The organism is Xanthomonas sp. LF06-19, from assembly GCF_034105425.1.
GTDB lineage: Bacteria > Pseudomonadota > Gammaproteobacteria > Xanthomonadales > Xanthomonadaceae > Xanthomonas_A > Xanthomonas_A sontii.
In genome coordinates this window covers 98,909-114,965 of sequence record NZ_JAXGGH010000001.1, presented here as the reverse complement: position 1 = coordinate 114,965, position 16,057 = coordinate 98,909, and the positions used below count along the sequence as shown (strand labels likewise).

General features: G+C 70.6%; 19 protein-coding genes and 1 pseudogene. 9 read left to right on the top strand and 11 right to left on the bottom strand.

The genetic code is table 11. The annotated features are described in order from the left end of the window. Positions 1-55 precede the first annotated feature (55 nt). The gene (locus SLW55_RS00515) at positions 56-553 is read right to left on the bottom strand and encodes a YgjP-like metallopeptidase domain-containing protein (protein WP_267093740.1); all 498 of its coding nucleotides are present in this window, start codon (positions 551-553) and stop codon (positions 56-58) included. 117 nt (positions 554-670) lie between these two features. Between SLW55_RS00515 and SLW55_RS00510 the strand changes: the two genes are divergently transcribed. Further along, the gene (locus tag SLW55_RS00510; RefSeq protein WP_267105318.1) at positions 671-1,204 is read left to right on the top strand and encodes a DUF2058 domain-containing protein; all 534 of its coding nucleotides are present in this window, start codon (positions 671-673) and stop codon (positions 1,202-1,204) included. A gap of 113 nt (positions 1,205-1,317) precedes the next feature. Continuing rightward, a complete protein-coding gene (locus tag SLW55_RS00505) occupies positions 1,318-1,584 on the top strand; it encodes a DksA/TraR family C4-type zinc finger protein (RefSeq protein WP_010342319.1) in 267 nt (88 codons plus the stop codon). A gap of 21 nt (positions 1,585-1,605) precedes the next feature. Here the strand turns inward: SLW55_RS00505 and SLW55_RS00500 are convergent, their stop codons facing one another. From SLW55_RS00500 to SLW55_RS00465, 8 genes and pseudogenes are all read right to left on the bottom strand, one after another. Next, positions 1,606-1,851, bottom strand: coding sequence for a DUF2789 domain-containing protein (locus SLW55_RS00500; RefSeq protein WP_043092701.1), 246 nt, complete (start codon positions 1,849-1,851; stop codon positions 1,606-1,608). Between the two features lie 109 nt (positions 1,852-1,960). Continuing rightward, entirely contained in the window at positions 1,961-2,539 is a 579-nt protein-coding gene (locus SLW55_RS00495; RefSeq protein WP_017908232.1) for a mechanosensitive ion channel domain-containing protein, read from the bottom strand. A gap of 91 nt (positions 2,540-2,630) precedes the next feature. Continuing rightward, positions 2,631-3,425, bottom strand: coding sequence for an EAL domain-containing protein (locus tag SLW55_RS00490; RefSeq protein WP_152180853.1), 795 nt, complete (start codon positions 3,423-3,425; stop codon positions 2,631-2,633). 241 nt (positions 3,426-3,666) lie between these two features. Beyond that, positions 3,667-3,867, bottom strand: a complete 201-nt coding sequence (locus SLW55_RS00485) for a hypothetical protein (RefSeq protein WP_017908234.1) — start codon at positions 3,865-3,867, stop codon at positions 3,667-3,669. Between the two features lie 16 nt (positions 3,868-3,883). Continuing rightward, the gene (locus tag SLW55_RS00480) at positions 3,884-4,210 is read right to left on the bottom strand and encodes a YkgJ family cysteine cluster protein (protein WP_017908235.1); all 327 of its coding nucleotides are present in this window, start codon (positions 4,208-4,210) and stop codon (positions 3,884-3,886) included. 317 nt (positions 4,211-4,527) lie between these two features. Continuing rightward, positions 4,528-5,886 carry an Hsp70 family protein gene (locus SLW55_RS00475; RefSeq protein ID WP_320744295.1) on the bottom strand — a complete coding sequence of 453 codons (1,359 nt, stop codon included), beginning with the start codon at positions 5,884-5,886 and terminating at the stop codon, positions 4,528-4,530. Positions 5,887-6,008: 122 nt separating this feature from the next. Continuing rightward, the gene (locus tag SLW55_RS00470; RefSeq protein WP_017908237.1) at positions 6,009-6,479 is read right to left on the bottom strand and encodes a peptidylprolyl isomerase; all 471 of its coding nucleotides are present in this window, start codon (positions 6,477-6,479) and stop codon (positions 6,009-6,011) included. 125 nt (positions 6,480-6,604) lie between these two features. Continuing rightward, a pseudogene (locus SLW55_RS00465) lies at positions 6,605-7,546 on the bottom strand (cation diffusion facilitator family transporter); the annotation flags it as partial. Between the two features lie 105 nt (positions 7,547-7,651). Between SLW55_RS00465 and SLW55_RS00460 the strand changes: the two are divergent. Beyond that, positions 7,652-7,993 (top strand): zinc ribbon domain-containing protein YjdM, encoded by a 342-nt coding sequence (locus tag SLW55_RS00460; protein WP_017908239.1) that lies wholly within the window; start codon positions 7,652-7,654, stop codon positions 7,991-7,993. 64 nt (positions 7,994-8,057) lie between these two features. Here SLW55_RS00460 and SLW55_RS00455 read toward each other — a convergent pair whose 3' ends face one another. After that, complete coding sequence (locus tag SLW55_RS00455) at positions 8,058-9,146, bottom strand: alkene reductase (RefSeq protein WP_320744294.1); 1,089 nt, start codon at positions 9,144-9,146, stop codon at positions 8,058-8,060. Positions 9,147-9,409: 263 nt separating this feature from the next. On the opposite strand from SLW55_RS00455, the gene SLW55_RS00450 reads away from it, so the two are divergent. Then, positions 9,410-10,612, top strand: coding sequence for an MFS transporter (locus SLW55_RS00450; protein WP_320744293.1), 1,203 nt, complete (start codon positions 9,410-9,412; stop codon positions 10,610-10,612). A 6-nt stretch (positions 10,613-10,618) separates the two neighbouring features. On the opposite strand, the gene SLW55_RS00445 is transcribed toward SLW55_RS00450, so the two are convergent. Next, on the bottom strand, positions 10,619-11,614 hold the full coding sequence (locus tag SLW55_RS00445; protein WP_320744292.1) for a tetratricopeptide repeat protein: 996 nt from the start codon (positions 11,612-11,614) through the stop codon (positions 10,619-10,621). Positions 11,615-12,232: 618 nt separating this feature from the next. Between SLW55_RS00445 and SLW55_RS00440 the strand changes: the two genes are divergently transcribed. The 5 genes from SLW55_RS00440 (at position 12,233) to SLW55_RS00420 (ending at position 15,858) form a co-directional block, all read left to right on the top strand. Continuing rightward, positions 12,233-12,688 (top strand): PA2169 family four-helix-bundle protein, encoded by a 456-nt coding sequence (locus SLW55_RS00440; RefSeq protein ID WP_041500455.1) that lies wholly within the window; start codon positions 12,233-12,235, stop codon positions 12,686-12,688. A gap of 143 nt (positions 12,689-12,831) precedes the next feature. Then, positions 12,832-13,452: an RNA 2',3'-cyclic phosphodiesterase gene (gene thpR / locus SLW55_RS00435; RefSeq protein ID WP_295911247.1), complete on the top strand. Its 621-nt coding sequence runs from the start codon at positions 12,832-12,834 to the stop codon at positions 13,450-13,452. After that, positions 13,449-14,048, top strand: a complete 600-nt coding sequence (locus SLW55_RS00430; RefSeq protein ID WP_152180845.1) for a hypothetical protein — start codon at positions 13,449-13,451, stop codon at positions 14,046-14,048. Before thpR ends, SLW55_RS00430 begins: the two co-directional genes overlap by 4 nt. 78 nt (positions 14,049-14,126) lie before the next feature. Continuing rightward, the gene (locus tag SLW55_RS00425; RefSeq protein WP_017908246.1) at positions 14,127-14,312 is read left to right on the top strand and encodes an oxidoreductase-like domain-containing protein; all 186 of its coding nucleotides are present in this window, start codon (positions 14,127-14,129) and stop codon (positions 14,310-14,312) included. A gap of 121 nt (positions 14,313-14,433) precedes the next feature. Then, complete coding sequence (locus SLW55_RS00420) at positions 14,434-15,858, top strand: AcvB/VirJ family lysyl-phosphatidylglycerol hydrolase (protein WP_051064877.1); 1,425 nt, start codon at positions 14,434-14,436, stop codon at positions 15,856-15,858. Positions 15,859-16,057: the final 199 nt, after the last annotated feature.

Below are 16,057 nucleotides of genomic sequence, written 5' to 3'. Positions count from 1 at the left end.
TCGGTCGGGGGCGCAGTGTACGGGCGTCGCGGGGACGCTGCCACGCAGCTGCGCCTCAGTGCTCGCCCAGTTCCAACTGGGTCAGGTACAGACGCAGGTCGAACTCCAACTGATGGTAGTCCGGCGTCATGTGTGCGCACAGCTGGTAGAAGGCCTTGTTGTGCGCGCTTTCCTTCAGGTGCGCCAGTTCGTGGGCCACGATCATCGGCAGGAACGCCGCCGGCGCGTCGCGGAACACGCCAGCGATGCGGATCTCGCGGCTGGCCTTGAGCTTGCCGCCCTGCACCCGCGACACCGTGGTGTGGGTGCCCAGCGCATGCTTCACCGCCTGCAGGCGGTTGTCGTAGATCACCTTGTGCAGCGGCTCGGCGCTGCGCATGCAACGGTCCTTCAGCGCCTGCGTGTAGTCGTACAACTGGCGATCGGTGCGCACCGCGTTGGCCTCGGGGTAGCGGCGGCGCAGCCAGTCGCCCAGGCGCTGGCGCGCGATCAGTTCGCGCACCTGGTCCAGGACCTGGGGTGGGTAGCCGACGAGGTAGCGCAGGGTGTCCATCCCGCCACCTTAGCCTGCCGCGCGCGGCGGGGCATCCGCCGTGTGCGGCCTTCGCGGGCGGGCACCGGCGCTGCGGGTATCATGCGCCTCCCGAATCCGAGTCCGTGGACGCTTCCGATGCGCAATCCCCTGCAGGAGCAACTGCTCAAGGCCGGCCTGGTGAAGAAGAGCCAGGTGGCGCAGGTCGCGCGCGAGCAGGCCAAGGCGCGCCAGGGCAAGACCCCGCCGCCGCCCAGTGCCGAGCAGCTGGAGAGCGAGCGGTTGCGGCAGGAGCGGGTGGAGCGCGATCGTGCGCTGTCCGCCGAGCGCAATGCGCAGGCGCGTGCGCAGGAGCAGCGCGCGCAGGCGCGGCAACTGGTCGAGACCCATAAGTTCAAGGCCGACGGCGAGATCGACTACCACTTCACCGATGCCGGCAAGATCCAGCGGCTGCGGGTGGATGCGGCCTTGCGCGCGCAGCTGATCGCCGGCAGCGTGGCGATCGCGCGGCTGGATGCCGGCTATGTGCCGGTGCCGCGCGCCGTCGTGGAGAAGATCGTCGCGCGCGATCCGGCGACCATCGTGTTCGATGCGCTGGCGGCAACGCCGGCCAGCGGCGAGGACGATCCGTACTACAGCCAGTTCAAGGTGCCGGACGATCTGATCTGGTGAGGCGGGACGCCGGGCGGCGCTGCATGAACGTCTCGGCGAGGTGAAGCCGGCGTGCATTGCATTCGCCGGTGCCGGCCGCATCATCCAGGCAAGGCAACAGTGCGGAGACGACCATGGCCACTGGGTGGGCAGGCGACGGCGCGGTGCAGGACCAGATCGATGCGACCGTCGAGGATGCGATCAAGCGGGCGCGCAGCCAACTTCCGCAGGGGCCGGGGCTGAGCCACTGCGAGGACTGCGACGCGCCGATTCCGGAGGCGCGGCGCAAGGCCGTGCCGGGTGTGCGCCTGTGCGTGGCCTGCCAGGACGCGCAGGACCGCGCGCAGCACGAGCACAGCGGCTACAACCGCCGCGGCAGCAAGGATAGCCAGCTGCGTTGATGCTCAGCCGGCGCGGTCGGGTCAAGGCTTGGGCTGCGCGTGCAGCGCGATGTTGAGCTGATCGACCACGATCGCCCAGTCGGCGTCTTCCAGGCGCTCCTCGCGCAGCAGTTGCGCCTGCGCGGGTGTCCAGAACGGGGCTTCTTCCAGGCGCATGTCATCGGGCAGCGGCGCATGCTGGGCGATGAACTGGCGAATCTCGCCTTCGCTGTTGGGCAGGCCAAGTTGGGCGAAGAGGTCGGCGAACGGATGAATGACGGGTTCCATGCAGTACCTGGTCGGGAAAGGGGAGATCGCCGCGCTAGGCGGCTGGCATCGACCATAGCGGCTGCGTCATGTGCGTGGCGTCAGCGTCGGCGTCGGTGGCGTGCGGCGCTCAGCCCAGCCCGGATGGAACCGGATGGCCGCGCCAGCGGCGCGTGCTGCGCTGGAAGAACAGGCTGTTGGGGATCTGCAGCACGCTCTCGCCGTCGCCGTCGCGTTCCTCGCGTAGCGTGGTGTAGATCAGGTTGATGTCGATCACCTGGCCCTTCAGTCCCGGCTTTTCGCCGTTCTCCAGCAATTCGATGTGGTCGTGCAGGCGGAACGGGCGCGTGGTGAAGATCAACAGCGTGCAGAAGATGTTGGACAGCACGCTCCAGGCGGCGAAGAACGCCACCGCCGCGACCGCGGCGAAGCCGGTGAAGGCGGTCCACAGCACGGTGCCGGAGACGCCGAAGCGGTCCAGGATCAGCAGCAGCGCCGCCGCGTAGATCACGAAGCCGCTGCCGCGGCGCGCCATCATCACCAGTTCCGGCGGCAGTGCGTAGTGCTCGCCCAGGCGCCGGATCAACCGTCGCAGCAAGGTCCGCAGCAACCAGGCGCCGAGCACGATCAGCACGATCTGCGCGCCGGGCACGATCACGTCGAGCCAGCGGTGCGTCCACGGCGGCAGCAGGGTATGGAGCGAGGGCATTGCACTTCGGAACACGCAGGGGAGGCGCGATGGTCGCAAGCGTCGCCGCCGCGGGCAAGTCGTGCTGGCGTGCGCTGCGGCGGTGGGCGGTTCAGCCGGCGCGTTCCAGCGCCTCCCACTGCGCCTCGGTGACGTCCGGCAAGGCTTCCAGCGCCGGCTTGGCGAACAGATAGCCCTGGTAGAGGTCGATGCCCAGCGCACGCAGTGCGCGGTACTCGGCAGGCGTCTCCACGCCCTCGGCGAGGATGCGGCAGCCCAGCGGCGCGGCCATCGCGACGATGCCGCCGACGATGTGGCGGCGCGCGGCGCTGCCGTCGATGCCGCGGATCAGCGCCATGTCCAGCTTGATCAGGTGCGGCTGGAAATCGGCGAGCAGGTTGAGGCCGGAGTGGCCGGCGCCGAAGTCGTCGATCGCGGTCAGGAAGCCGCGCTGCGCGTAGTCGCGCAGGATGCGCACGACCTTGGGCAGGTCGGCGATGCGTTCGGACTCGCTCAACTCGAAGATCAGGTCGCCGGTGGGCACGCCGAAGTGCTCGGCCGCCCTCAGGGTCAGGCGGATGCAGGTCGCCGGCTCGTACACCGCATTGGGAATGAAGTTGATCGACAGGCGCGTGCGCAGGCCCAGCTGCGCGGCGGTGGCGATCGCCTGCACCCGGCAGGTCTGGTCGAAGCGGTACATCTGCTGCGGGCGCACCCGCGCCAGCACCGCCGCCGCGCCGCTGCCGTCCTCGCCGCGCACCAGCGCCTCGTAGGCGTAGATGGAGCGGGTGGCGGCATCGACGATCGGCTGGAACGCCATGCGCACGGCGAAATCCAGCGGCTCGCCATCGCGACAGTTGCCGCAGGCGGGCTGGCCGAGTTCGGCGGACAGGGAGCGCAGGAGCATGCCGAAACGAGACCGTGGAAGAGATCGCAGTATGCGCTTCTGGTGTGAAGACGGTGCCGTGCTTGCGCACCGGCGCCGGCACTCCGAGGGCGCCGTGTTGGCCTGGCCGTGTGGTCGTCGGCGCCAACCGGAGGCGCCGTCGTCGCGTCCCAGGCGCCGCGTCCTCGCGCGGCGTGGACCGGCGTCCATGTCCGGCCGTTTCCCGCCGCAGGTACGCGCGATGGCGGGGGATGCGCGGGCGCTAGCCCGCGTCGGCGACGTCGACCTTCTTCAGCACGCGGGTGGTGCCGAGCACCTCGACGCGGCCGCCGGCCTGGTGAAACGCTGCCAAGTCGGCCTCGATGCGCTCGCGGCTGAGGCCCTTTTGCGCCTTGTCCGCGGCGCTGGCGCCGCGTGTGTTCCTGGCGCTGGGCGAAGCGGTGGTGCTGGTCGGTCGTGCCATGCTGGAACTCCTGCAGTCAGTACATCGTCAGGGGAATGCCACGGGTCAGTTGCTCGTGGTGGGTACGGCGGATCTCGCGGCAGTACGGGCCGGCCATCGCGAACTTGCGGCAGACCGCCGGGCGCTGCGCGTAGATCGAGCAACACATGCGCGCGCCGTCCACCGCCACGCACCAGCCGTCCTCGTCGCGCGCCATCACGTGCAGACCCTCGCGGGTGTACTCGGTGAGATGCTCGGGGACGTGGTCGTCCGGCATCACCAGGACGGTCAGGCGGCAGCAGATCGCGTCGCAGCGGTCGCAGGCGATGTCAGCGTCGGTCGCGTCCCGCGCGCTCTCGCTCATGCGTCGCCGCCCCGATCCGGACCTGTCGGTCGGGCAGGTGGCTGAAGCGGCGACGCCAGGCGCTCGATCTGGAGCGTGGCAAGGGCGGGGGACATGGCGCTCCGAAGGATCCGGCCGGCAAAGGACGGAGGTTGGCGCGAGAAGGAAGCGAGTCGGGCGACAGGAACGGCCGGACGAGACGCGCGTAGCGACGTGACGCTGAAGCGTGCCGCCATGCTACGCCAGTCGTGCGCCCGCTGCATGAACAATGCGGGCCGCAGGCGGCGCGCCGGCCGCGAGCGGCCGGTCGGGGAGGGGCCGCCGACGCCTGTGCTGCGTCAGTCCTGCGCGGCGGCCAGCGCCAGGCCCTGTACCACGCCGAACGAGGGGTCGCCGTGGACCAGGCGCGCTTGCGGGAACGCGGCAGCGACCAGGCGCTGCAGGTAGCCGGCGCGCGACATGCCGCCGGTCAGGAACACCGCGGCCGGGTCGCCGCCGATGTCCTGGCGCACCTGCGCCAGCAACTCCTGCAGGGCCTCCAGATAGCTGCGTGCGGCCTGCACCAGTTCCTCGGCCTGCACCTGCACCTGCAAGCCGGCTTCGATGTAGTCCAGGGTCTCGGCATGGTGCTCGGCGTCGCTGAGGCGGATCTTGCTGCGCTCCACCGCACGGTACAGGCGCGCGGTGTTGCCCGGTTCCTGCAGCGCCTGCAGGCGCGTGTCGTAGGGGGCAGGCACGCCGTCGTAGCGATGCTGGCGGAAATCGCGCTGGCGGGTGGTGTCCTGCACCATCGCCGCCTCGACGTAGTGGTGCGAGGGCACGCGGGTGAGGCCGCGGCCGAACTGCGGCATGAACCCGGCCAGGCTCAGCGCCAGGTCGATGTCGGTGCCGCCGCGCGGGATGCCCCAGGCGCGGTGCACCTGCGGCGCGGCGTCGCCGCCGACGCTGGCGTGGGCGATGTCGGTGGTGCCGCCGCCGATGTCCACCACCACTGCGGCGTGGCGCTCGCGGCTGACCGCGTGGTAATGCATCGCCGCGGCGGCCGGTTCCTCCAGGAAGGCGACGTCGTCGAAGCCGGCGGTGATCGCGGCGCTGTGCAGGATCTCCAGCGCCTGCGCGTTGCCGGCCTCGCCGATCGAACTGCGGAACTGCACCGGGCGCCCGAGCAGGGCGCGGCGCACCTGCACGCCCAGTTGCTGCGAGGCGGTCAGGCGGATGTGTTCGAGAATGTGCGCGGCGATGCCGGTGATGGTCTGGCGCGCGCGCGGATGCAGGTTGTAGCCCAGCATCGACTTGGGGCTCTGCACCAGGTTGCCTTCGCCTTCGACGAAATACGCGTCCAGTGCATCATCGCCGTACACCGCGTTCTGCAGCAGCGCCGCGGAACTGCGCGGCTCGCGCATCTGCGTTTCCATCCACTGCCGGCGCACCACCCGGATCGCGTCGCGGCGCAACGCGTCGGGGCTGCGTTCGCGGCCGGCGGCGAGCGCGTCGCGGCGGCCGGATTCGATCAGCTCGTCCACCTGCCGTTCCAGCGCCGGGGTCAGGTCGAACTCGGCCGGGTCGCGCATCACCTCGGGGAAGTACACCGTGGTGCGGAACTGCTGCTGCGCGCCGAACTCGATCGGCACCACGCGGCCGTCGATCACCGCGGCGGCGGCGGAATTGCTGGTGCCGAAGTCGATACCGAGGCGCATGACGGTGCCGGGGGCGGGAGGGGCCGCGCACTGTGGGGCAAGCCGCCGCGCGACGCAAGCGCGGTCGCAAACGCACGAGGCCCGCATCGGCGGGCCTCGTCGGGGACGCGAAACCGGGTCGCTTACAGCGCGGCGCCGGCGTGGCCCTGGTTCTTTTCCTGCTCGGTGGCCTCGCGCACGCCGGCCACTTCCACGGCGAAGTGCAGCACCTGCCCGGCCAGCGGGTGGTTGCCGTCGATGGTCACCAGTTCTTCGCCGACCTCGGTGACCGTGACCAGCAGCGGGCCCTGGTCGGTCTGCGCCTGGAACTGCATGCCCGGCGCCAGCGACCCGGCATCCGGGAACGAACCGCGCGGCACCTGCTGCACCAGTTGCTCGTGGCGCGGGCCGTAGCCCTCGGCCGGGATCACGTCGGCGGTGACCGACTCGCCGGTGCGCTTGCCGGTCAGCGCCTTTTCCAGGCCCGGCACGATGTTGCCGGCGCCGTGCAGGTAGCTCAGCGGATTGTCCGGCGAGGACTGGTCGATCACTTCACCGGCGTCGTCGGTGAGGGTGTAGTGGATGGTGGCGACAAGCCCGTTGGCGATCTCCATGGGAAACCTCGTTCAGTGAGTAAGGGGGATACGCCGGCACAGTCACAGCGCGATGAGAGGGGTGCTACCCGGCTACCCTAACGAAAAGCGGCGCAGGGCCGCAAGTCGCGTCGGGGCGCCGCCATTCAGGCCGGCGGCGGCCGGCGCAGCGCGGTGCGCCGGGCCAGCCAGGTCTCCGGGGTCTGCGGCTTGACGAACAGCGCCTGCAGTTCCGGATGCTCGGCGCGCGCGGCGGCCTCGATGCGCTCGATGCACGCTTCGATCTGCGCGGTGCTGCGCTGGTCCTCGAACTCGGCGCTGAGCGCGGCCACCACCTGGTCCGGCCCCATCTGCACGCTGAGTACGCCGTTGACCGCGCGCACGTCCGGATCGGCCGCGGCGATGCGCCGCAGCGCGTCGCCGAGCGGGCGCGCCGCCGGCTCGCCGATCAGCAGGCCCTTGGTCTCGCGCGCCAGCACGAACGCCGAGCAGGCCAGCACCGCGGCGATGCCGACGGAGGCGACGCCGTCCAGTTCCGGCATGTCCAGCCATTGCGCGGCGAACAGCCCGGCCAGCGCGATCAACAGGCCGATCAACGCTGCGCTGTCTTCCACCAGCACGGTGAACAGGCTCGGGTCCTTGCTCTCGCGGAACGCCTGTACGTAGCTCAGGCGGCCCTTGCGCGCGCGGAACTCGCGCAGCGAGACCCACCACGAGCCGCCCTCGAACACCAGCGACAGCCCCAGCACGATGTAGTTGAGGGTGTGGTCGCTGGCCGGCTGCGGATCGCGGATATGGGCGATGCCCTCGTACAGCGACACCCCCGCGCCGAGCGCGAACACCAACAGGGCGACGATGAAGCTCCAGAAGTACAGTTCGCGCCCGTGGCCGAACGGATGGGTGGCATCGGCCGGGCGCGCGGCGCGGCGCAGGCCGTACAGCAGCAACAGCTCGTTGACCGTGTCCACCAGCGAATGCACGCCTTCGCTGAGCATCGCCGAACTGCCGGAGAGCCCGGCGGCGACGAACTTGGCGATGGCGATGGCCAGATTGCCGGCGAGCGCGGCGTAGATCGCGAGGCGGGACCCGGACGAAGCGGGCATGAGATTCCTGCGGCTGGCGCGGCCGCACGGCGGCACGGGGCGGGCGGCTACAATAGGCGGCTCGCCGTCGTCGCCGTATCAAGGATTCCCATGCCCGCCGCACCCGCCTGTCCGCAATGCACCCTGGAAAACACCTATGTCGACGGCGCCAACTGGGTGTGCGCGGACTGCGGCCACGAGTGGCCGGTCGCGGCCGACGCCGCCAACGACGCGGCGACGGTGGTACGCGACAGCAACGGCAACGTGCTGCAGGCCGGCGACACGGTGGTGGTGATCAAGGACCTGAAGGTCAAGGGCTCGTCGATCCCGCTGAAGCAGGGCACGGTGATCCGCGGCATCCGCCTGGTCGAAGACGATGCCGAACACATCGAAGGCAACTCGGACAAGATCAAGGGCCTGGTGCTGAAGACCTGCTTCCTGCGCAAGGCGTGAGCGGGCGAGCCCCACTGCATCGCCCGCTGCGGCGGCACCGATGCGGTGCCGCCGCAGGACGCGATCAAACCAGCGTCGGGTAGTCGGTGTAGCCCTTGGCACCGCCGCCGTACAGCGTGTCGGCGTCCACCTGGTTCAAGGGCGCGTCGCGGCGCAGCCGTTCCACCAGGTCCGGGTTGGCGATGAACGGGCGGCCGAACGCCACCGCATCGGCGCGGCCGGAGGCCACGGCTTCTTCGGCCAGTGCCTTGTCGTAGCCGTTGTTGACCAGCCACGGACCGTGGAACTTGGCGCGCAGCGCGGCGTAGTCGAAGGCGATGTTGTCGCGCGGGCCGCCGGTGGCACCTTCGATCACGTGCACGAAGGCCAGGCCCAGCGGATCCAGGCGTTCCACCGCGCGCTCGAACAGCGGCTGCGGGTCGCTGTCGCGCGCATCGTTGGCCGGGGTCACCGGCGACAGGCGCACGCCGGTACGGTCGGCGCCGATCTCCTGCGCCACCGCCTCCACCACTTCGAACAGCAGGCGGGTGCGGTTCTCGATGCTGCCGCCGTAGGCGTCGTCGCGGTGGTTGCTGCCGTCGCGCAGGAACTGGTCGATCAGGTAGCCGTTGGCGGCATGCACTTCCACGCCGTCGAAGCCGGCGGCGATGGCGTTGCGGGCGGCGCGGCGGAAGTCCTCGATCAGCGCGGGGATTTCGTCCACGCGCAGTGCGCGCGGGGCGGAGACGTCGGTGAAGCCCTCGGCGGTGAAGGTCTTGGCATCGGCGCGCAGCGCGCTGGGTGCCACCGGCGCGGCGCCGCCCGGCAGCAGGCTGACGTGCGAGATGCGGCCGACGTGCCACAGCTGCAGCACGATCTTGCCGCCACGGCGATGCACCTCGTCGGTGACTTTCTTCCAGGCCGCGACCTGCGCGTCGCTGTAGATCCCCGGGGTGTCCTTGTAGCCCTGGCCCATCGGGCTGATCTGGGTCGCCTCGGCGATGAGCAGGCCGGCGCTGGCGCGCTGGCCGTAGTACTCGGCGGCCAGCGGCGAGGGGATGCGGCCTTCGCCTTCGGCACGGTTGCGGGTCAGGGGCGCCATCACGATGCGGTTGGCCAGTGCGATCGCGCCCAAGCGCAGCGGCGTGAACAGCGGGGAAGCGGTGTCGGTCATCGGGGGGTCTCTTGGTGGTGGGGTGGGGCGGCCGACCCTACAGCGGGGCGCTGCAAGGCGGCGTGCGTGCAGGACATGGGGACGCGCGCGGCGGTTTCCCGGCGGTGCGGTGGGACAGTGCGTTGCTGCGGCGGCACCTTCGCGAGGGCATCGCCACCCCGGGCGCCACCAGCGGCACCGCGCAACGCGGCGTTGCGCAGGCGGGGCTGCAGGACTTGCTGCAATGCACAATAATGGGCGGCCCTTTCCTTCGGGACGTGCGCATGACCTCATCCGCCACGGTGCCGCTGTCGCAGCGCGGCTACGTGCTGATCCTGTTCGCGCTGGCGATGGGCGGTTTCGCGATCGGCACCAGCGAGTTCTCCACCATGGGGCTGATGCCGTACATCGGCCGTGGTCTGGTCATCGATGCGCCGCAGGTCGGGCATCTGATCAGTGCCTATGCGCTGGGCGTGGTGGTCGGTGCGCCGCTGCTGGCGATCCTCGGCGCGCGCTGGTCGCGCCGCGATCTGCTGCTGGCGCTGATGGGTTTCTATGCGTTCGGCAATCTGGCCAGCGCGGTGGCGCCGGACTATCACAGCATGCTGCTGGCGCGCTTCGTCGCCGGCCTGCCGCATGGCGCCTATTTCGGTGTGGCGACCCTGGTGGCCGCGTCGATCGGTCCGCCCGACCAGCGTGGCGCGGCGGTCAGCCGGGTGCTGCTCGGCCTCAACCTGGCGGTGCTGGTCGGCAACCCGCTGGCGACCTGGCTCGGCCAGGTGGCGGAATGGCGCTACGCCTACGCCCTGGTCGCGGCGATCGCGGTGCTGACGGTGGTGCTGGTGTGGCGACTGCTGCCGGCCGATCCGCAGGAGGCGCGGCCCTCGCCGTTGCGCGAACTGCGCGCCTTCAATCGCACGCAGGTGTGGCTGGCGCTGGGCATTGGCGCGATCGGCTTCGCCGGCATGTTCTGCGTCTTCAGCTATCTGGCACCGACCCTGATGGAGGTCACCGGCGTGTCCGAACACTGGATCCCGGTGGCGATGGGCGCATTCGGGCTGGGCGGCCTGCTCGGCAACCTGGCCGGCGGCTGGCTGTTCGACCGGATGCAGTTCCGCGCGGTGCCGCTGGTGCTGCTGTGGTCGCTGGCGGTGTTGCTGGTGTTCCCGCTGGCGGCCACTTCGCCGTGGGCGGTGCTGCCGGCGGTGGTCGCGGTCGGCAGCATGGGCGCTTTGGCGCCGGTGCTGCAGACCCGCCTGATGGACGTGGCCAGCGACGCGCAGACCCTGGCCGCGGCCTCCAACCATGCCGCGTTCAACCTGGCCAACGCGCTGGGGCCGTGGCTGGGCGGCATCGCGATCGGCGCCGGCCTGGGCTGGACCTCCACCGGCTATGTCGGCGCGGCGATGGCCGTGGGCGGCTTGCTGATCTACCTATGGGCGCGCCAGGCGGCACGGCGTGGCGCCTGCGCGCACGCGGCCGGCTAGGGTGCGCTAGCGCAGCGGCCGCGCGGTGGAAGACAGCCGCCGCAGCGCGTCCAGCTTGCCTTGGTAGCGCGGTTGCGTGGCCGGATCGGCGTGGGCCATGGCCTCGCGCAGCGCTGCGGTGGCGCGGCGGGTGTCGCCGCTGTGCAGGTAGGCGCGGGCCAGGGCGAAGTACAGCAGGTGGGCGCCGTCGTACAGGTGCAGCGCGTGACGGTAATAGGTAATGGCCGCGGCGTAGTCCTGGCGCCGTTCCGCCTCGTTGCCGAGCAGGTATTGCTGGAATGGGTCGTGTTGGCGCACCTGTTCCATCTGCCGCTGCAGGGCGGCCTCCCGCGTGCCGTCGCCCAGGCGTCGGGCGAGGCCCACGGCATTGGACAGCGCCGGCAGGTGTTCCGGATCGATCTCCAGCGCCTTGGCGTAGTCGCGTGCGGCGGCGGTGCTGTCGCCATCGCGCATCGCCAGCACGCCCTGGTTGTTCCAGGCCCCGGCGAAGCGTGGGTCCATCTGCAGGGCCATCGCCAGATGCGCGCGGGCGCCGTCGAGATCGCCGTCGACCATCAGCTCGGCGCCGCGGTTGTTGTAGTAGTGGGCGAGGGCGCGGCGGTCGGAGATGGGCTGCGGCCCGCGCCGGTCCATCAGCACGCTGCGGTCCAGGTCGATGCTGCCGCGGCCGCTGTCCACGCGCACGCCGGCGTTGACGTGGCCGACGTTGTACAGCGCATTGCCGTCCTCGTACCAGCTCAGCACGCGACGCACCTCCTGGACCTGTGCCTGCAGCCCGACGTCGCGCGCCATCGCCACGAACAGCAGGGTGAAGGACAGGCAGTTGACGTGGCGCGTGGCGTAGCTCTCGGCGACGCTGTGGGTGGCCTTGGGGTCGTATTGCAGGTCCAGGCCGTTGGCATCGAAGGCCAGCGCCACCAGTTGCTGCAGACGGTGTTCGGCATCGGCGCCGCGGTCGATGCGCTGCTGCAGCAGCGCATGCAGCGCCGGTGGAAGTTGCATGATCTGCTCAGGGATCGGAACGGCGGTTGCCGCGGTAGTCATCGCCGGAACCGGCGGTGTCGCCTCTCTCTGGACGGCCGCTGCCGTGTGCGATGAAGGTCGCGACGGTGTGGGCGGCGACGGGGCGGCCGTGGCGGCGGCGAGCAGGGCGAACGCGGTCCAGGCGAACATGACGCACCTCGCGGTGCCCTGCAGTGGCGAGGGCTCGCCTGCACTATAGGCCCTCGCTGGCGAGACAGGACGGTCATCGTGGCGGTGCCGACGAGCGGTCTCCGGCCGACGCGATCGATGGCGGCGGTCATCCACAACCGCTGTGGACGAACGTGGGGCAACCGTGTGGATAAGTCGCTGCCACCCAGGCGCCACAATGCACGCAGACAGGATGGTGAAAACTTCGCCACATGTCTGACTGCGCAGTGCGGCCATGAACGCGTGTTCACCACGGGCAATGCGGCGTGACGAGCGAGCGCCGATGGCTCACGTGCGCTTTATGCCGCTCTGCCCAGCATTGCCAACACCACGCAACGCGGCAATCCTCTCGACCGCGCCGTGCGATATCCAGGTTCACCCTCGTGTGCCCGTTGCGCGATATCGCTGGCCTCGCCACAGGAGTTTCCCATGAGCATCCAGAGCAAGACCACGCACAGCCTCAACGACCTCATCGCCATTTCCCGCGACGGCAAGGACTTCTACGAAGAAGCCGCCAAGAAGGTGGGCGACGCCGAGTTGTCCGCGCTGTTCCTGCGCATCGCCGGCGTCAAGTCGGACATCGTGAGCAGCCTGAGCGCAGTGGTGCAGTCGGTCGGCGGCAAGCCGGAAGAGCACGGCACCATGGTCGGCAGCATGCAGCAGATGTACGGCAAGGTCCGCGCCGCGCTGGGCGACACCAAGTACGGCTACGTCGCCGAGCTGGAAGAGTCAGAAGATCGCCTGCTGAAGGCCTTCAACGAGACCATCGCCGACGCCGACACCCCGGTGGCCGCGCGCGACGCCGCCACCCGCCTGCTGCCGGAAGTGCGCGCCTGCCACGACGTGATGCGCACCCGCAAGCACGCGATGAAGAACGCGGCATAAGCGCCGCCCGCCGCCGGCCCGGCGCGCCGCATCGCGGCGTTGTCCGGGTCGGCGTGCCGATGGTCTGCAGCGGGACGGTGCGCTTGCTACCATGCGTGCTCGACCGCTGCCCGACCTGATTGCGGCGTTTGCCGCTTCTGCCCATGTCTCCCGATGCTGCGCCTGCCGGCGCCCAGTTCTCGCTCGGTTTCGATGCGCCTGCCGCACGCGAAAGCCTGTTCTTTGCACTGCTACCCGACACGCGAACCGCGCAAGCGGTGCACAGCCTTGGCCAGCAACTGTGCCAGGCGCATGGTCTGCACGGGCGTGCGCTGCCGCCCGAGCGGCTGCACGTGACCTTGCACTATCTGGGCGAATACGCCGGGATTCCGCCACGCTTGCTGCAGCAGGCATGCGCCGCCGGGCAGGCGCTTGCGGCCTCGCCCTTTCAACTTGCATTCGACCAGGCGGTGACTTTCGACAGCCGCGCGCGTAGCCGACCGCTGGTACTGCGCGGTGATGCCGAGCCCGCGCCGTTGCTGGCGTTGCGTCAGGCGCTGCAGCAGCAGTTGGCCCGACACGGCGTGGCGCCGCGCGCCGACGGCGCCTATCTGCCGCACATGACCCTGGCCTATGTCGATCAGGCGTTGGCGTCGCAGCAGGTGCCGGCGCTGCATTGGCAGGCGACGTCGCTGAGCCTGATCCGCAGCGTACAGGGCCAGGGCCGTTACCTGCACGAAGCCAGCTGGCCGTTGCGCGCGGCCCCTGCGCAGCGCGACGCATGAACGCGGCGCCGCTGACCCTGCCCGAGGCGCAATGGGCGCAGCTGCGGGCGGCCTACGCCGAACCGCCGCGGGCGTATCACCATTTCGGCCACGTCGAGGCGGTGCTGGCGCACTACGCCGAGGTCGCCGCCGACACCGGCTGGCGGCAGCCACGCGAGGTCTACCTGGCCGTGCTCTATCACGATGCGGTCTATCGTGCCGGCCGCGGCGACAACGAAGCGCAGTCGGCGCGCCTGGCCGAGGCGGCGATCGCGCAATGGCTGCCGGACGCCGGGGTGGAGGCGACGCGGGTGGCTGCACTGATCGAACTCACCGCGCGCCACGGGCAACTGACCGTCGACTCGGTGGATGCGGACGCCGCGCTGTTCCTGGATTGCGACATGGCCATCCTCGGCGCCGCGCCGGAGGCCTTCGCCGCCTACGACCGCGCCATCGCCGAGGAGTACCGCGGCGTGGTGCCGGGCTGGTTGTACCGACGCAAGCGCCGCGCGTTCCTGCGCACCGTGCTGGCGCAGCCGCGCATCTTCCTCAGCGAGCGCTTCCATGCGCGCTACGACGCGGCCGCGCGCGCCAACCTGCGTCACGCCATCGGCTGAGGGGACGCGGACCGCGGCCTGCGCCGCCTTCTTCTACACTGCCGCGCCGGTCTGCCCCGGCCGCCGCCACGGAGCCCCATGTCCGACCCTGCCGCCAATGCCGATCCCCGCCCGCAGGCGCCGCTGCCGCCGGGCCCCAGCGACTGCTGCGACAGCGGCTGTCCGCTGTGCGTCTACGACCTCTACCACGAGGAGCTGGAGCGCTACCGGCAGGCGCTGGCCGCCTGGCGGCTGCGCCATCCCGGCGCCGACGCGGACGCCTGACAGGCCTGCCGGTGCAGGCGCTGGCGCAGGTCCGGCGTACCTGGCATGAACCAGGGAGCGCGCCGCGCTTCGCGCCGTCGCCGTTCGGGATTATCTTTACACGCCTTTTCAGGATTGCCGGATGATGCAGAAGCGTGGCGGTTGGATGTGGGGATGTGCATTGGGCGGACTGCTCGCGGCCGGCGTCGCCGGCGCAGCACCGGGCGCTGCGGCCACCGCCGCGCCGCATGCCGGCGCACCGGCTGCGGCGCCGGAAAAGCTCAGCCATGGCCGCTTCGAGCAGGTGCCGGTGCTGTTGCCCAAGGGCAACGCGCAGCGCGTGGTGCTGTGGTTCGCCGGCGGCAAGCATGCCGACGCCGAGCGCATGCGCCAGATCGAGGCGCTGCGCGACGACGGCGCGATGGTCGCGGTGATCGACAGTGCGCACCTGCAGGCGGTGCTGGCCAAGATCGACGGCACCTGCGGCTTCTCCGCCGGCGACGTGGAGAATTTCTCGCGCTACGTGCAGGCCTATTTCCACGTGCCGACCTACCACCTGCCGTTGCTGGTGGGCGATGGCGACGGCGCCGCGCTGGCCTATGCGGTCGCGGCGCAGGCGCCCAAGCATCTGCTGGCGGGCCTGCTGACCGAGGATTTCTGCCCGGTGCAGGTACTCGACGACCAGATCTGCGGCGCCGGCATCACCGCGCCGGCGCGTGCGTTGCAGGCGACTGCGCTGCCGGTGCCGTGGCTGGCCGCGCTCGATGCCAAGACCCGCCGCGACCGTTGCACCCAGCAGAGCGACGCGTTCCTGCAGAAGGTGGCGCAGGCGCGGCAGTTCCGCCGCAGCGCCAGCGGCGATGCGCTGCCGGGGCTGCGTGCGGCGGTGCGTTCGCTGGGCGACCGGCCCGGCGTCAGCCTGCCGCCGACCCCGGCCGACCTGGCCGGGCTGCCGGTGGTCGAAGTGCCTGCCGCCGCGGGCGCGGGCGATGCCGACAACGGCAACGTGTTCGCGATCTTCGTCTCCGGCGACGGCGGCTGGGCCGGGCTCGACCAGCAGGTTGCCGGCGCCCTGGCCAAGGCCGGCATCCCGGTGGTGGGCGTGGATTCGCTGCGCTACTTCTGGAGCGAGCGCACGCCGCAGGGCTTCGCCACCGACCTGGACCGCATCTACCGCCACTACAGCCACCTGTGGCAACGCGGGCGGGTGGTGCTGATCGGCTTCTCGCAGGGCGCCGACGTGCTGCCGGCGGCCTACAACCAGTTGCCGGAAGCGATGCGCGACCAGGTGCAGCTCACCGCCTTGCTGTCGGTCGGCAAGACTGCCGACTACGAGTTCCACGTGTCCAACTGGATCAGCTCCGGCGACGACGGCCTGCCGATCGCCCCGGAAGTGGCGAAGATGCCGCCGGCGCAGACCCTGTGCATCTACGGCGAGGACGACGACGACGCGCTGTGCCCGGACCTGCCCAAGGGCGCGGTGCAACTGGTCAAGCTGCCCGGCGACCATCATTTCCAGGGCGACTACGCCACGCTGGCCAAGCAGATTCTGCAGCGGATTCAGTAGACGCCGGGATTGGGGAGGCGGGATTGGGGATTGGGGGTTGGTCGCGGGTGCGGGCTTGTCCGTTCGCGCCGTCTTAGGAGCGGCTTCAGCCGCGACACTGATCGCTGAAACGCCAGTTCTGCGCGGGACAAGCGCCCGTTCGGTGTCGCCGGACTCCATGGCGGTCGTACCCTCACCCCAACCCCTCTCCCGGGGGGAG

Coding starts and splice junctions, on each gene's coding strand:
- SLW55_RS00515 (WP_267093740.1), bottom strand. CDS start 553: ATGGACACCCTGCGCTACCTCGTCGGCTACCCACCCCAGGTCCTGGAC.
- SLW55_RS00510 (WP_267105318.1), top strand. CDS start 671: ATGCGCAATCCCCTGCAGGAGCAACTGCTCAAGGCCGGCCTGGTGAAG.
- SLW55_RS00505 (WP_010342319.1), top strand. CDS start 1,318: ATGGCCACTGGGTGGGCAGGCGACGGCGCGGTGCAGGACCAGATCGAT.
- SLW55_RS00500 (WP_043092701.1), bottom strand. CDS start 1,851: ATGGAACCCGTCATTCATCCGTTCGCCGACCTCTTCGCCCAACTTGGC.
- SLW55_RS00495 (WP_017908232.1), bottom strand. CDS start 2,539: ATGCCCTCGCTCCATACCCTGCTGCCGCCGTGGACGCACCGCTGGCTC.
- SLW55_RS00490 (WP_152180853.1), bottom strand. CDS start 3,425: ATGCTCCTGCGCTCCCTGTCCGCCGAACTCGGCCAGCCCGCCTGCGGC.
- SLW55_RS00485 (WP_017908234.1), bottom strand. CDS start 3,867: ATGGCACGACCGACCAGCACCACCGCTTCGCCCAGCGCCAGGAACACA.
- SLW55_RS00480 (WP_017908235.1), bottom strand. CDS start 4,210: ATGAGCGAGAGCGCGCGGGACGCGACCGACGCTGACATCGCCTGCGAC.
- SLW55_RS00475 (WP_320744295.1), bottom strand. CDS start 5,886: ATGCGCCTCGGTATCGACTTCGGCACCAGCAATTCCGCCGCCGCCGCG.
- SLW55_RS00470 (WP_017908237.1), bottom strand. CDS start 6,479: ATGGAGATCGCCAACGGGCTTGTCGCCACCATCCACTACACCCTCACC.
- SLW55_RS00460 (WP_017908239.1), top strand. CDS start 7,652: ATGCCCGCCGCACCCGCCTGTCCGCAATGCACCCTGGAAAACACCTAT.
- SLW55_RS00455 (WP_320744294.1), bottom strand. CDS start 9,146: ATGACCGACACCGCTTCCCCGCTGTTCACGCCGCTGCGCTTGGGCGCG.
- SLW55_RS00450 (WP_320744293.1), top strand. CDS start 9,410: ATGACCTCATCCGCCACGGTGCCGCTGTCGCAGCGCGGCTACGTGCTG.
- SLW55_RS00445 (WP_320744292.1), bottom strand. CDS start 11,614: ATGCAACTTCCACCGGCGCTGCATGCGCTGCTGCAGCAGCGCATCGAC.
- SLW55_RS00440 (WP_041500455.1), top strand. CDS start 12,233: ATGAGCATCCAGAGCAAGACCACGCACAGCCTCAACGACCTCATCGCC.
- thpR (WP_295911247.1), top strand. CDS start 12,832: ATGTCTCCCGATGCTGCGCCTGCCGGCGCCCAGTTCTCGCTCGGTTTC.
- SLW55_RS00430 (WP_152180845.1), top strand. CDS start 13,449: ATGAACGCGGCGCCGCTGACCCTGCCCGAGGCGCAATGGGCGCAGCTG.
- SLW55_RS00425 (WP_017908246.1), top strand. CDS start 14,127: ATGTCCGACCCTGCCGCCAATGCCGATCCCCGCCCGCAGGCGCCGCTG.
- SLW55_RS00420 (WP_051064877.1), top strand. CDS start 14,434: ATGATGCAGAAGCGTGGCGGTTGGATGTGGGGATGTGCATTGGGCGGA.